At 42.2% G+C, this 13,358-nt stretch carries 14 protein-coding genes; 10 read left to right on the top strand and 4 right to left on the bottom strand.

The annotated features are described in order from the left end of the window. Positions 1 to 50: 50 nt before the first annotated feature. Both folK and KIH88_RS08315 read left to right on the top strand, forming a co-directional pair. Positions 51 to 872: a 2-amino-4-hydroxy-6-hydroxymethyldihydropteridine diphosphokinase gene (gene folK / locus KIH88_RS08320; protein WP_213988847.1), complete on the top strand. Its 822-nt coding sequence runs from the start codon at positions 51 to 53 to the stop codon at positions 870 to 872. Further along, positions 865 to 2,148 (top strand): DUF308 domain-containing protein, encoded by a 1,284-nt coding sequence (locus KIH88_RS08315; RefSeq protein ID WP_213988846.1) that lies wholly within the window; start codon positions 865 to 867, stop codon positions 2,146 to 2,148. The genes folK and KIH88_RS08315 overlap by 8 nt, the downstream gene beginning before the upstream one ends. 51 nt (positions 2,149 to 2,199) lie before the next feature. Here KIH88_RS08315 and KIH88_RS08310 read toward each other — a convergent pair whose 3' ends face one another. Further along, positions 2,200 to 2,517 carry a DUF960 domain-containing protein gene (locus tag KIH88_RS08310; protein ID WP_000886045.1) on the bottom strand — a complete coding sequence of 106 codons (318 nt, stop codon included), beginning with the start codon at positions 2,515 to 2,517 and terminating at the stop codon, positions 2,200 to 2,202. Positions 2,518 to 2,721: 204 nt separating this feature from the next. Between KIH88_RS08310 and ccpA the strand changes: the two genes are divergently transcribed. After that, positions 2,722 to 3,732, top strand: coding sequence for a catabolite control protein A (ccpA, locus tag KIH88_RS08305; protein ID WP_213988845.1), 1,011 nt, complete (start codon positions 2,722 to 2,724; stop codon positions 3,730 to 3,732). A 53-nt stretch (positions 3,733 to 3,785) separates the two neighbouring features. Here ccpA and KIH88_RS08300 read toward each other — a convergent pair whose 3' ends face one another. Further along, positions 3,786 to 4,748, bottom strand: coding sequence for an asparaginase (locus KIH88_RS08300; protein ID WP_213988844.1), 963 nt, complete (start codon positions 4,746 to 4,748; stop codon positions 3,786 to 3,788). Positions 4,749 to 4,813: 65 nt separating this feature from the next. Between KIH88_RS08300 and KIH88_RS08295 the strand changes: the two genes are divergently transcribed. Beyond that, the gene (locus KIH88_RS08295; protein ID WP_213988843.1) at positions 4,814 to 6,208 is read left to right on the top strand and encodes a Cof-type HAD-IIB family hydrolase; all 1,395 of its coding nucleotides are present in this window, start codon (positions 4,814 to 4,816) and stop codon (positions 6,206 to 6,208) included. Between the two features lie 33 nt (positions 6,209 to 6,241). Here the strand turns inward: KIH88_RS08295 and KIH88_RS08290 are convergent, their stop codons facing one another. After that, a complete protein-coding gene (locus KIH88_RS08290; RefSeq protein WP_000079165.1) occupies positions 6,242 to 6,694 on the bottom strand; it encodes a universal stress protein in 453 nt (150 codons plus the stop codon). A 246-nt stretch (positions 6,695 to 6,940) separates the two neighbouring features. Between KIH88_RS08290 and KIH88_RS08285 the strand changes: the two genes are divergently transcribed. Next, positions 6,941 to 8,155 (top strand): pyridoxal phosphate-dependent aminotransferase, encoded by a 1,215-nt coding sequence (locus KIH88_RS08285; RefSeq protein WP_213988842.1) that lies wholly within the window; start codon positions 6,941 to 6,943, stop codon positions 8,153 to 8,155. 144 nt (positions 8,156 to 8,299) lie between these two features. Continuing rightward, a complete protein-coding gene (gene rpmH / locus KIH88_RS08280) occupies positions 8,300 to 8,434 on the top strand; it encodes a 50S ribosomal protein L34 (RefSeq protein ID WP_000831902.1) in 135 nt (44 codons plus the stop codon). 196 nt (positions 8,435 to 8,630) lie between these two features. On the opposite strand, the gene KIH88_RS08275 is transcribed toward rpmH, so the two are convergent. Then, a complete protein-coding gene (locus KIH88_RS08275; protein ID WP_213988841.1) occupies positions 8,631 to 10,475 on the bottom strand; it encodes an APC family permease in 1,845 nt (614 codons plus the stop codon). A 149-nt stretch (positions 10,476 to 10,624) separates the two neighbouring features. On the opposite strand from KIH88_RS08275, the gene KIH88_RS08270 reads away from it, so the two are divergent. The 4 genes from KIH88_RS08270 to KIH88_RS08255 all read left to right on the top strand — a co-directional run bounded on the left by KIH88_RS08270 (position 10,625) and on the right by KIH88_RS08255 (position 13,348). Continuing rightward, positions 10,625 to 11,401, top strand: a complete 777-nt coding sequence (locus KIH88_RS08270) for a TatD family hydrolase (protein ID WP_213988856.1) — start codon at positions 10,625 to 10,627, stop codon at positions 11,399 to 11,401. Then, positions 11,398 to 11,961 (top strand): ribonuclease M5, encoded by a 564-nt coding sequence (rnmV, locus tag KIH88_RS08265; RefSeq protein ID WP_213988840.1) that lies wholly within the window; start codon positions 11,398 to 11,400, stop codon positions 11,959 to 11,961. Before KIH88_RS08270 ends, rnmV begins: the two co-directional genes overlap by 4 nt. A gap of 11 nt (positions 11,962 to 11,972) precedes the next feature. Then, a complete protein-coding gene (locus tag KIH88_RS08260; protein WP_213988839.1) occupies positions 11,973 to 12,824 on the top strand; it encodes an SDR family NAD(P)-dependent oxidoreductase in 852 nt (283 codons plus the stop codon). A 227-nt stretch (positions 12,825 to 13,051) separates the two neighbouring features. Then, on the top strand, positions 13,052 to 13,348 hold the full coding sequence (locus tag KIH88_RS08255; protein ID WP_213988838.1) for a hypothetical protein: 297 nt from the start codon (positions 13,052 to 13,054) through the stop codon (positions 13,346 to 13,348). Positions 13,349 to 13,358: the final 10 nt, after the last annotated feature.

Here is a 13,358-nt window from a genome sequence, read left to right as displayed (position 1 = left end):
GAGTATCAAAAGAATCCGCTTCATGCGGATTTTTCTAGAAAGGACTAATTATGGATCAACTGCAGATTAAAGATTTGGAAATTTTTGCCTATCATGGTCTTTTTCCTAGTGAGAAGGAATTGGGGCAGAAGTTTGTTATTTCCGCAAGATTATCCTATGATATGACCAGGGCGGCTACAGAATTGGATTTAACAGCCTCTGTCCATTACGGAGAACTGTGTCAGCAGTGGACGAATTGGTTTCAGGAAAGCACTGAGGATTTGATTGAAACGGTAGCTTACAAACTCGTTGAACGTACCTTTGAGACCTATCCTCTTGTCCAAGAGATTGAGTTGGAACTAAAAAAACCGTGGGCTCCAGTGCATTTAACATTGGATACCTGCTCAGTAACAATCCACCGTCGTAAGCAGCGAGCCTTTATCGCCCTAGGAAGCAATATGGGGGACAAGCAAGCGAACTTGGAGCAAGCCATTGACAAACTGCGAGCTCGAGGTATCCATATTCTCAAAGAATCCAGTGTCTTGGCGACGGAACCTTGGGGTGGTGTGGAACAGGACAGCTTTGTCAATCAGGTGATTGAAGTAGAAACCTGGTTACCAGCACCAGTCTTGTTAGAAACATTATTAGCTATTGAGTCAGAAATGGGACGGGTGAGAGAAGTGCATTGGGGGCCTCGTTTGATTGATTTGGACCTACTCTTTGTGGAGGACCAGATTATTTACACAGACGAGCTTATCTTGCCTCATCCTTATATAGCAGAACGCCTCTTTGTTCTTGAGCCGTTAGTGGAAATAGCTCCCCATTTTATCCATCCGATCCTAAAGCAACCAATTCGTTACTTGGTTGACCAGTTGGAGCAAGGAAATGCCTAAGCTTTCCGAGACCTATAGCAAGTGGAAGAGTATCGGGGAGGGACTACTTGCTATTATTTTAGGGCTTCTCTTGATCCGATTTGGACAAGTCATTCCGCGAATGGGGTACCAGTTGCTGCTGGGCTACTTTTCCTTGTCAGCAGTTTGGCACTTGTTGACTCGCTGGTTTCAGGATAAAAAACGTCGGGAAAATATCTTTGTAACCTCGGGCAAGCTGGCGGTTGCGGCTCTGGTGTTTGACTCTATCATCTTGCAAGACCTTGCCCTCTATCTCCTGGTTTTTATCATTGCGAGCTACCAGCTGTTTACGGGCATCATTAGTCTTGTGACCTGGTCTCTCTATCGAAAAAATGCCATTCATCCTCGGATCCATCATCTCTTTGATGCTGTATGGATGATAGGATTCGGTCTTTATAGCATCTCTCCTTTTCACGATGCAGCGAATTTTGAATTGCTCTTGCTTGGATTTTACTTGCTCATGCTAGGAGCCAGTAGCCTCCGGGACGGTTTCTTTTTTGAAAAGATAGAAAACAATCCCAAGCTGAAACGACGAATGCGAATGACTCTGCCAATCTTTGTGACGGCTTTGATCCCTATCAGTACATTGCGAAAACTAAATGAGTGGCTGTCAAATCATGAAAGTCAAGAAGGGGAAGTTCATTCGGAAAGAAAAAACGACCAGACGGTCGATCTGGAAATTTTTATCCATACCTCAGAAACCTCCTTCTTCCTCGCCATGGGACATGTGGATATTTGTTATCAAGGGAAGGTCATTTCCTATGGTTCCTATGATCCCCACTCGGAGCGTTTATTCGGCATGGTTGGAGACGGTGTTTTGTTTAAGGCCAATCGGGAAAAATACATCGAGCTTTGTAAGAGGGAAAGTCAGAAGACTTTGTTTGCTTATGGTCTGAGTTTGACGAACCAACAGAAAACAGCCATCCAAGCGCGTTTAGCGGAGATAGAAGACCTGTTAATTCCTTGGGAACCAAGCTCGCAGTTGATGAAAAGAAGAGAGGGAGAGGTAAAGCACACCTACTCCTACCAACTGAAAGAGGAAGCAGATGCGACCCTCTATAAATTCAGCTCATCCGAGTTTAAGACCTACTTTGTTCTCAGTACCAATTGTGTTCTGCTAGCAGACTCTATCGTAGGAAAAGCTGGAACTGATATATTGAGTCCCCAAGGTTTCATTGTGCCAGGGACTTATCAGGATTACCTTGATTTAGAGTATACAAAACCAAACGGTCTAGTTGTCAGTCGCTCCATTTATTAGAAAAAGAAAACTCTAGTTCCTCAGCAGTTTGCGCCGAGAAGCTAGAGTTTTTTAAAATAGGTCATTTTCTTCTGGAAGGAGGATGGTCTCTCTGCCGTCTAGGTCTAAAACAAGGACCCTAGGCGGGTAAAGCGGATCAAAAGGATGATTGAAATCAAAATCGATGCTAGTCGGAAGGTGCTGGCTAGAAAAATGGAAGGTGATGGTTCCCTTATTGTTGAGCAGTTGAAACTCAAGTTCTTCTTCTAATTCAAAGACATTTTTCAGGAAATGATCGATAATATACCATAAAGAGTCAATGACATCATCAGGCAAGCTGGTCACGACACCAAAGCTAGCGGAACGTCTCTGTGTATTTGTAAAAGCCATGTTTTCCTCCCCCTTTTATTTTCCTTATCATACAGCAAAATGTCTTAAAAATCAAGAAATCCTACTCGCTTTTTCAAAATGGGAATAAACTGTGAAATTTTTTCAAAGTTTCTCTAAAAAATACTTGAAAGTGTTTACAATAAGTGATAAAATGGAGTAAGTAGATGCGTGAAAGCGAAATTTTCATTATAGAAAGGAAACGGAATGAACACAGATGATACAGTAACGATTTATGACGTCGCCCGTGAAGCAGGAGTTTCAATGGCAACGGTTAGCCGTGTCGTTAATGGCAACAAGAATGTTAAAGAGAACACTCGAAAAAAAGTCCTAGAAGTGATTGATCGCTTGGACTATCGTCCAAATGCGGTAGCACGTGGTTTGGCTAGCAAGAAAACAACGACAGTCGGAGTTGTGATTCCTAACATTACCAATGGTTATTTCTCAACGCTTGCTAAGGGAATTGACGACATTGCTGAAATGTACAAGTATAACATTGTCCTAGCAAATAGTGATGAGGATGATGAAAAGGAAGTTTCAGTGGTTAACACTCTCTTTTCAAAACAAGTCGATGGGATTATCTTTATGGGCTATCACTTGACTGAAAAGATTCGTTCAGAGTTTTCTCGTTCACGGACACCGGTTGTTCTTGCTGGTACTGTGGATGTAGAACATCAACTTCCAAGTGTAAATATCGACTACAAACAAGCAACGATTGATGCTGTGAGCTATCTTCTCAAAGAAAATGAGAAAATTGCTTTTGTGAGTGGACCACTCGTCGATGATATCAATGGCAAGGTTCGTTTGATCGGTTACAAGGAAGCCTTGAAAAAAGCTGGACATTCTTATAGCGAGGGTTTGGTCTTTGAATCAAAATACAACTATGACGATGGCTATGTCTTGGCAGAACGCTTGATTTCATCACAAGCTACAGCCGCAGTTGTAACAGGTGATGAATTGGCAGCGGGTGTGTTGAATGGTTTGGCTGACCATGGTGTATCTGTGCCAGAAGAGTTTGAAATCATCACGACAGATGACTCTCAGATTGCACGATTCACTCGTCCAAACTTGACGACTATTGCCCAACCTCTTTATGACTTAGGTGCTATCAGCATGCGTATGTTGACTAAGATTATGCATAAGGAAGAGTTGGAAGAACGTGAAGTTCTCCTACCTCATGGTTTGACAGAACGTCGCTCTACACGAAAACGTAAATAGAAAAAATCAGGGAATCGTGAAGATTTCCTGATTTTGCGTTCTAGAGAAGAGGATTAGCCTTCCATATAGTCTTTTAAGGCCTGTCCTTTTAGTCCAGCATTAAGGGCAATTAATAATTTGAGGCGAGCTTTTTGAGCGTTGAGTTCTTTGACAAAGAAAACACCAGCTCGTTGTAACTGTACCCCTCCACCCTGGTAGGCGTAGACAGGTTCAGCAATACCATTAAAACAACGTGAGACCAAGGCGACTGGGATTCCTTTTTGCAGGAGATTTTCCAACTTTTGAGCTGTTTCTTTGGGAATATTGCCTGCTCCAAAGGCCTGAATGACTAAGCCATCCAGCTGTTCCAAGTCCAACATATCGATCAGCTCGTCTGTCATACCTGCATAGGCTGAGATGATGGGAACTAGACCTTGAATATGCTCGAGATCAAACCGGACACGAGGTTCAGCCGTTTTAAAGTAGAGGATTTCTTGCTTCATGATAAGGCCAAGTGGTCCATGTGTTGGGGTTTGAAAGGTGCTGACGTTGGTCGTATGAGTTTTAGTAACATACTTGGCTGCGTGGATCTCGTCGTTCATGACGACCAGTACACCCTTGTCGGCTGCTTTGTCATCGCTGACAACTCGCAGAGCGCTCAGATAGTTATAAACACCGTCGCTACCAAGTTCGTTTGAACTACGCATGGCCCCTGTTAGAACGATGGGGATGGGTGGAATTTTCATGGTATCAAGGAAGTAAGCTGTTTCTTCTAAGGTATCTGTACCGTGTGTGATGACAACACCATCGTAGTTATCAGCTTCCTCTTTGATTTTATGATAGAGTGCAAGCATATGCTTGGGTTTGATATGGGGACTTGGCAGATTAAAAAAGTCTAGAGCATGAACCTCAATCCCTTCAAGCGGATTGGAAACATGGTTCATAGGATTGTCCTGACTAGTTACAACGGCACCAGTGGCGTCTGCTTGCATGGAAATGGTTCCACCTGTATGCAAAACAAGGATTTTCTTAGGCATGATTTACTCACTCTTTCTGAAATGTGGTATAATCATTGTAACACAAAAGGGGAGAATGGGATAGGATGGAAGTCAAAGCTGTTTTTTTTGATATCGATGGAACGCTAGTCAACGATCGCAAGAGTGTTTTGAAATCCACTAAGGACGCGATTAAGATTGTCAAAGAACAAGGGGTGCTTGTTGGAGTAGCGACAGGACGAGGACCGTTTTTTGTCAAGGAATTGATGGAAGACTTGGACTTGGATTTTGCGGTGACCTACAATGGCCAATACATTTTTAATAAAGAAAAGGTACTCTTTGCAAGTCCGATTGCTAAGTCAAGCCTGCGTCAACTGATTGCTTATGCTAAAAAGGAGCGTAAAGAAATCGCTCTTGGAACCGAGCACGCCGTTGTTGGTTCGAAGATTATGTCATTTGGTCTCGGCTCCTTTTCTCAACTGGTTAGTCGTTTTATTCCGACTGTGCTGACAAGAACCGTTAGCCGTTCCTTTAATCGAATGGTCAGCAAGGCAGTTCCTCAAAAGGAAGACGACTTGCTTAAATTGATTAATCAACCCATTTATCAAGTTTTGATGCTGATGACGCCAGAGGAATCTGAGAAGGCAGCAGCTGATTTTGAAGATTTGAAATTAACTCGAAGCAATCCTTTTGCAGCAGATATCATCAACCAAGGAAACTCCAAACTAGAAGGCATTCGCCGAGTAGGAAAAGAATATGGCTTTGATCTCAATCAAGTCATGGCCTTCGGTGATTCAGATAACGACCTGGAAATGTTGGCGGGTGTCGGTATGTCAGTCGCTATGGGAAATGGCAGTAGCAGTGCCAAAGAGGTTGCTAAACACATTACAGCAAGCAATCAACAAGATGGCATCCACAAGGCGCTTGAGCACTTTGGCGTTTTAGCTTCAGAAAAAGTGTTTGTCAGTCGGGACTACCACTTTAATAAAGTCAAGACCTTCCACCACATGATGGATGAACGAACTCAAGAAGAGCCACAGGCATGGGATGCTGAAGGTGCAACCCACCGCGCAGACTTTAAAATTGAAGAATTAGTAGAGTTTGTCCGTGCGGCAAGTTCTTCGGAGGAAGAATTCCAAAACTCCCTTGCAAGCATGCATGAGGCACTTGATAAGGCAGCAGAGAAAGTGGCAAAAAAGACGCCTGCTAAGCAAAATCTGGTCGGTCAAGTGGATGCTTTGATCGACACACTGTATTTTACATACGGTAGTTTTGTTTTGATGGGAGTGGATCCAGAACGCATTTTTGATATTGTTCATGAAGCAAATATGGGAAAGGTCTTCCCTGATGGAAAAGCTCATTTTGACCCGGTTACGCACAAAATTTTAAAACCAGATGACTGGGAAGAAAAATATGCTCCAGAACCTGCCATTAAACAGGAGCTACAACGTCAGCTTAAGGCTTATGAGCGACATAAAGAAAGAAACAGAAATAATAAGTAATAAAAAGGAGCTCTAGGCTCCTTTTCTTACTATTTACAATGTTTTTTCACTTTCTCTCACGACCAGCAAATCGACTTTTGCATGGCGGAGAATATATTCAGATGAAGAACCGACTAAGAGGCGTTCAAAGGCATTGAGACCTGTAGCACCAACTAAAATCAAGTCAACATTTTCTGCGTCCGGAATCGTCCGAGCGAGGAGAGTTTTGGGATTTCCCATTTCGATGACGATGTGGATATCAGTTAAACCAGCATCTTTTGCACGCTTTTCGTACTCTTTCATCATACTTTCAGCATCGGCTTGGAGTTCTTCGTAAACTTCAGCATCAAAGGTAGATACGCTTTGAAGAGCGCGTGTGTCAATAACATGGACAATGGTGAGCCTGGATTCATTGCGTAGAGCAGTGTAAACACCTTTGACGAAAGCCAAGTCCGCTTCTTTAGAACCATCAATTGCGACCATAACATTTTGGTAACGTTGTGCCATAATGAAACCTCCTGAAATTTTCTTGCTTTTATTGTAACCCTTTTCACTAAAGAAGTAAAGTAAAAATCATATTTTAAACCATATTGTTGGTCATAGACTTAGTGCGTATATAGAAATAAAAGAAAAGAGAATTGGTGAGGATTCTCTTTGTCAATGTTTTTTCTTTTGCTTCCTCGTTTATGGAAGCTTGTCGCAGCGACTTTCTAGTGGTATAATGTTACTATCCTGACGAATTGAGGAAAAAAGATGAAAGAATTTAACAAATCTAGCAAGCTAGAGCATGTTGCTTATGATATCCGTGGTCCTGTTTTAGAAGAAGCCATGCGGATGCGAGCAAACGGAGAAAAGATTTTACGCCTGAATACAGGGAATCCAGCAGAATTTGGCTTTACAGCGCCAGATGAGGTCATTCATGATTTGATTATGAATGCGCGTGATAGTGAGGGATATTCTGATTCTAAAGGGATTTTCTCAGCCCGCAAGGCTATCATGCAGTATTGCCAACTGAAGAAATTCCCAAATGTGGATATTGATGATATTTACCTTGGAAATGGTGTCAGTGAACTGATTGTCATGTCCATGCAGGGGCTTTTGGACAATGGAGATGAGGTCTTGGTACCTATGCCGGACTATCCTCTCTGGACAGCAGCTGTCAGCCTAGCTGGGGGAAATGCCGTTCACTATATCTGTGATGAAGCTGCAGAATGGTACCCTGATATTGACGATATCAAGTCAAAAATTACTTCCAATACCAAGGCTATTATTCTCATCAATCCAAACAACCCAACTGGAGCCCTCTATCCCAAGGAACTCTTGTTGGAGATTATCGAGATTGCCCGTCAAAACGACTTAATTATCTTTGCGGATGAAATCTACGATCGTATGGTCATGGATGGTCATGAGCATGTCTCAGTAGCTAGTCTGGCTCCAGATGTCTTCTGTGTCAGCATGAATGGTCTTTCAAAATCTCACCGTATCGCTGGTTTCCGTATAGGATGGATGGTCTTATCTGGACCTAAGACACATGTCAAGGGCTATATTGAAGGTCTTAATATGCTGTCTAACATGCGTCTTTGCTCTAACGTTTTGGCCCAGCAAGTCGTACAAACCTCGTTAGGTGGGCACCAGTCGGTGGACGAATTGCTCCTTCCTGGTGGACGGATCTACGAGCAAAGAAACTTCATTTACAATGCCATTCAAGATATCCCAGGTTTATCTGCTGTCAAACCCAAAGCCGGACTTTATATTTTCCCTAAAATTGACCGCAATATGTATCGCATTGATGATGATGAACAGTTTGTCCTCAATTTCTTGAAGCAGGAAAAGGTTCTCTTGGTTCATGGTCGCGGTTTTAACTGGCAAGAACCAGACCATTTCCGTATTGTTTATCTTCCTCGTGTAGATGAATTAGCACAAATCCAAGAAAAGATGACTCGTTTCTTGGAACAGTATCGTAGATAGGGCTTACATGAGAAAAAGCTGGGAACATTTGCCTAGAGCTATTGACAAAAGTATCAGAATAAGATAGAATAGTAAAGTATGTTTAGTAACTGATCACTTTATAGCCGGCTAAACGAATACAAAATCTATGAGGAGGTATTCATCGTGAAACGTACTTATCAACCAAGTAAAATTCGTCGTGCGCGCAAACACGGATTCCGTAACCGTATGTCAACTAAAAACGGTCGTCGCGTATTGGCAGCTCGTCGTCGTAAAGGACGCAAAGTTTTGGCTGCATAATCCAAACAAATTCAGCAAAGAAGCCAGTAGGAACTCGAGTCTACTGGCTTTTGTTTTGCTCAACAAGTATAGATAGTGGATTCATACATTTCAGTATGAGTTTTGTATCATGAAATAAGTCTCTGATCTATAAGAAAATTTGAGAAGTTCAGATAAAAAAGCTCAAAATCAAAAACAAATGATTTTGAGTTTTTGTTTATTCTTTTAAGTGATAAGAGTAGCTAGCGACAACGACGTCTTCGTGCCATCTGAGAGCGTATTTAAGTTTGAGGCTCATTTGATTGTGCAGGATATTTTGCCAAGGCTTGTTAGGGATAAACTGTGGGACAAGGACTGTAACGGTGTAGTTTTTTTGCTTAGCTTCTTGGGCGATTCGTTTGACATACTTAACGCTAGGGGTGATGATGTCGCGGTAGCTAGTGTTGATATTCTTCAGAGTGATATTTGGGAAGTAATCGGCAAATTCCTGGAGGATTTCTTGGTCTTTTTCGGCCGTTTCTTTAGTAGAAATGTGCATGGCCAACACTTCGTCACCGATACTTTGAGCGTAGTTGATGGCTCCGATACTTACTCGAGTGACATTTCCTACTAGGACAAGGACAAGGTTACCGTCATAAGTGCGTTTTTCAATTCCTTCGTAGAGTCGTAGTTGTTTTGCCACTTTTTGGTAATGGTTGTGAATGGACAAAAAGAGGAAGGTTAAAACTAGGATAATTGGGAAGAATGGCCAGATATCACCCAGTCTGAAGAGGAGTAAAATGAGGACAATGGCATAACAAATGATGGCCCCAAGGATATTAGCGAAGGCAGATTTTAAGAAGTTTGCTCCTTTTTCCTTTTTCCAATGGCGAATCATCCCAGTCTGAGAAAGGGCAAAGGGAACGAAGACTCCGATAGTATAAAGAGGAATCAAGCGCTCAGTATTCCCATTAAAAATGAGAAGAAGGATCATAGCTCCAAAAGCCAGAGTTAAGATACCGTTGGAGTAGCCAAGGCGATCCCCTTTTTCCATAAAGAGATGGGGCATGTACTTGTTTTTGGCCATATTGTAGGACAGCATAGGGAAGGCTGAAAAGCCAGTATTTGCAGCTACGGCTAGAATCAAGGCAGTCGAGAACTGGAAGAGATAGTAGCTAGCATGACCAAAGAATGAATCACCAAGAATGCCCTTGGCCATTTGCGAGAGGATGGTTTCTCCGTGTTGAGGCGTGATACCCATCCAGTAGTTTAGGAAGGTAATGCCTGCAAAAAGAAATCCTAAAATCAGCGACATGATGGTCAAAGTCTGAGCAGCATTCTTTTCTTTCGGAGTTTTAAAAAATGGTACCGCATTTGAAATAGCTTCAACCCCTGTCAGAGAGGCAGAGCCACTGGTAAAGGCTCTTAGTAGGAGAACGATGGAAAGGCTCGGAACAGTTTGTCCAATGGTTGAAGTTGCCTGATAGTTTAGGGAACCTGTAAACAGTTGAAAGACCCCATAAAGCAAGAGAAAGACGGTACTGAAGATAAAGAGGTAGACGGGAATCATCAGAGAGCTGGCAGATTCTTTCAATCCTCTTAAATTCAAGAGCATGAGCAGGCAGACTAGGAAAATAGAGATATGAAGATTGTAGGGATGGAGGGCAGGTATGGCTGCTGTAATAGCATCAGCTCCAGAAGCGACGGATACGGCTACTGTCAGCATATAGTCAACAAGGAGACTGCCTCCTGCAATCAAGCCCAGTTCAGGGGAGAGATTTTCCCGAGTGACCATATAAGCCCCTCCTCCTTGAGGATAGGCATGAATGATTTGACGATAGGAAATGGTCAAACTAGCGAGCAGTAAGAGGACAAAAATACCGATAGGGAGGCTCCACCAAATAGCGAGAGGAGAGAGACTAACTAAAACGAGAATGACTTGTTCAGGCCCATAGGCAATAGAAGACAAGGCATCACTGGATAACATTGCAAGTGCCTGCATTTTTCCAAGTAATCCCCCTTCGCCGTCTGTGAGAGACTTGAGTGGTCGACCGATAAAGGTATATTTTAATTTTCTAAACATTTTCTTTTCCTTTGATGAAAATTTCAATAAGTGTTATTATACTGCTTTGAAAAAGGGCAGTCAAGGGAGAATGACTGATTTTTGGATATTTTTCCAAGCCGAGGGATGCTATTTTTGGTATAATAGATGGAAGAATGAGGTTAGAAGAGATGATTTTTGATACGCACACACATTTAAATGTAGAAGAATTTGCAGGACGTGAGGCCGAAGAAATCGCCTTGGCTGCTGAAATGGGTGTGACACAGATGAATATTGTTGGTTTTGATACACCGACCATTGAGCGAGCCCTAGAGTTAGCAGATGAGTATGAGCAGCTCTACGCAACTATTGGCTGGCATCCGACGGAGGCAGGGACTTACACAGATGAGGTCGAAGCTTACTTGCTTGAAAAACTAAAACATCACAAGGTTGTTGCTTTAGGTGAGATTGGTCTGGACTACCATTGGATGACAGCACCTAAGGAAGTGCAGGAGCAGGTTTTTCGTCGTCAGATTCAGTTGTCTAAGGACTTGGATTTGCCTTTTGTGGTCCACACTCGTGATGCGCTGGAAGATACTTATGAGATTATCAGGAGCGAGGGCGTTGGTCCTCGTGGTGGGATTATGCATTCATTTTCAGGCTCTCTCGAGTGGGCTGAGAAGTTTGTCGAGCTTGGTATGACTATTTCTTTCTCAGGAGTGGTGACCTTTAAAAAAGCTACAGATGTCCAAGAAGCTGCTAGAGAGCTTCCTTTGGATAAAATTTTGGTAGAGACGGATGCGCCCTACCTGGCTCCTGTTCCTAAACGTGGCCGTGAGAATAAAACAGCCTACACACGCTATGTGGTGGACTTTATTGCTGACTTGCGTGGGATGACGACCGAGGAATTAGCAGCAGCAACGACTGCAAATGCAGAGCGAATTTTTGGATTGGAAAAACAATCATGAAAGAAAAAATTTCCCAAGTCATCGTGGTTGAAGGTCGCGATGATACGGCTAATCTCAAACGTTACTTTGATGTAGAGACCTATGAAACACGAGGTTCTGCCGTTAATGACCAGGATATAGAGCGCATTCAGCGCCTGCATGAATTGCATGGAGTCATTGTCTTTACAGATCCAGATTTTAATGGGGAGCGGATTCGGCGCATGATTATGACGGCCATTCCAACTGTGCAGCATGCCTTTCTCAAGCGAGATGAAGCTGTTCCCAAATCTAAGTCCAAGGGACGTTCTCTGGGAATCGAACACGCCAGCTATGAAGACCTAAAAACAGCGCTGGCCCAGGTGACAGAGCAATTTGAAAATGAGAACGAGTTTGACATTAGTCGGAGTGACTTGATTCGCCTAGGTTTCTTGGCGGGAGCAGATAGTCGTAGGCGCCGAGAGTATCTAGGCGAACAGCTCCGCATCGGCTATTCCAATGGCAAGCAACTCCTCAAGCGATTAGAGTTATTTGGGGTGACCTTAGCAGAAGTGGAAGAAGTTATGATAAAATATTCAGTTTAAAGGAGTAAAAAATGGAAAAAGTAATTATTACCGGTGGTAACAGTGGCATCGGCTATCAAGCTGCAAGGCAGTTAGCTGAGAAAGGGTGGTCAGTGACCCTATTTTGTAGGCGGCAAGAGGCTGCCGAGCAAGCTTGTGAGGAAATTCGTCAGCAGACAGGAAATCCACATGTAGATTATATCTTGGCTGATTTATCTGATATGAAGAGTGTCAGGAAAGCAGCGGAACAGTATATTCAAAAAGAAGACGTTCTAGACGTTCTAATTAACAATGCAGCTGACTTTGATTTATCAGTCAAAAAGCCCATCCTGACTAAGGATGGATTAGAAAAGCAATTTGCGACCAATGTTGTTGCGCCCTTCCTGCTTTCTTTCCTGTTGAAAGGTTTGTTGGAGAAGTCAGAGAGTGGACGGATTATTAATATTTCTTCCCAGGGGCTGATGCTTTATCCTTTCATGAAACTTGATTTTGAAAATTTAGCTGGTCAAAAACATTACAGTCCTGCTAAGACTTATTATCAGAATAAACTAGCCTTGTTGATGCTGTCGCTTTATATGCGGAAACATTGGAAAGATATTAAAATTCAGGCAATTCGTGTGACCAATGTCAAAGTAGATATGCGCCGCTACAATCACCTCAGTACTTTTATGAAAAATTTGTATAAAATCAAGTCAAGATTTTCGATTAGTCCTGAAGAAATGGCGAAAGTCTACACAGCCTTATCTACAGAAGACGGATATGACGGTTTTTTGTATGACGAGAAATGTAGGGAAGTAAAGGCAAATAGATCTGCTTACGAAGAAGAGGAGCAAGCAAAACTTTATTCCTTACTTGAGCAATTGACTTTTTCAAACGATGAATGATAAAGATTTTAAAAAATAGAACAGATTTTACAAGTTGTTTCAATAGTGAGTGAAAATTCCGTATATGGAGTTGTTTGATGTGTTCCTAATGAAAATGGAAGAAGCCAGGATAAGTTAAGGGATGTTAAATAGTTCCTCGTATATATGACGATGTATTATAGTTGATTTATTTCTAGGGCTATTTATTTTGATAGCATTAAAATAGAAACTTATAAGGATAGATCGAAATGACAATACAAGTTGACAGAGAATCTATCTGCATGGAGGATGATATTTTTTCTCATCAGATGGACCTTGATATCCCGGAGGATATGACAGTTGAGGAGCTTTGTAGTTTTCTTCAAAAGGATAGATATCTGTCTGGATTGGATACGGAATGGTTTCTTCGACATGGTGGAAAGACAATAACAAGTTATAATACGGAAACAAAAGAACTGACGAATCCAAATGTTTATTTAAAAGACCTGATTCATCAGGGCTCTAGAGGAAATGATTTTGTTTGGATATATCGTCGTTCATATTAGAAAAGAGAAT

The sequence above is a fragment of the Streptococcus oralis genome (assembly GCF_018448765.2).
Taxonomy (GTDB): domain Bacteria; phylum Bacillota; class Bacilli; order Lactobacillales; family Streptococcaceae; genus Streptococcus; species Streptococcus oralis_BM.
This window is presented reverse-complemented; position numbering and strand designations above follow the sequence as displayed.

Excerpts from the sequence above, each read along its gene's own strand:
- KIH88_RS08270 (WP_213988856.1), top strand. The coding sequence starts at position 10,625 with ATGATTTTTGATACGCACACACATTTAAATGTAGAAGAATTTGCAGGA.
- KIH88_RS08290 (WP_000079165.1), bottom strand. The coding sequence starts at position 6,694 with ATGGCACAACGTTACCAAAATGTTATGGTCGCAATTGATGGTTCTAAA.
- KIH88_RS08315 (WP_213988846.1), top strand. The coding sequence starts at position 865 with ATGCCTAAGCTTTCCGAGACCTATAGCAAGTGGAAGAGTATCGGGGAG.
- ccpA (WP_213988845.1), top strand. The coding sequence starts at position 2,722 with ATGAACACAGATGATACAGTAACGATTTATGACGTCGCCCGTGAAGCA.
- KIH88_RS08285 (WP_213988842.1), top strand. The coding sequence starts at position 6,941 with ATGAAAGAATTTAACAAATCTAGCAAGCTAGAGCATGTTGCTTATGAT.
- KIH88_RS08295 (WP_213988843.1), top strand. The coding sequence starts at position 4,814 with ATGGAAGTCAAAGCTGTTTTTTTTGATATCGATGGAACGCTAGTCAAC.
- KIH88_RS08300 (WP_213988844.1), bottom strand. The coding sequence starts at position 4,748 with ATGCCTAAGAAAATCCTTGTTTTGCATACAGGTGGAACCATTTCCATG.
- KIH88_RS08260 (WP_213988839.1), top strand. The coding sequence starts at position 11,973 with ATGGAAAAAGTAATTATTACCGGTGGTAACAGTGGCATCGGCTATCAA.
- KIH88_RS08275 (WP_213988841.1), bottom strand. The coding sequence starts at position 10,475 with ATGTTTAGAAAATTAAAATATACCTTTATCGGTCGACCACTCAAGTCT.
- folK (WP_213988847.1), top strand. The coding sequence starts at position 51 with ATGGATCAACTGCAGATTAAAGATTTGGAAATTTTTGCCTATCATGGT.
- KIH88_RS08255 (WP_213988838.1), top strand. The coding sequence starts at position 13,052 with ATGACAATACAAGTTGACAGAGAATCTATCTGCATGGAGGATGATATT.
- KIH88_RS08310 (WP_000886045.1), bottom strand. The coding sequence starts at position 2,517 with ATGGCTTTTACAAATACACAGAGACGTTCCGCTAGCTTTGGTGTCGTG.
- rnmV (WP_213988840.1), top strand. The coding sequence starts at position 11,398 with ATGAAAGAAAAAATTTCCCAAGTCATCGTGGTTGAAGGTCGCGATGAT.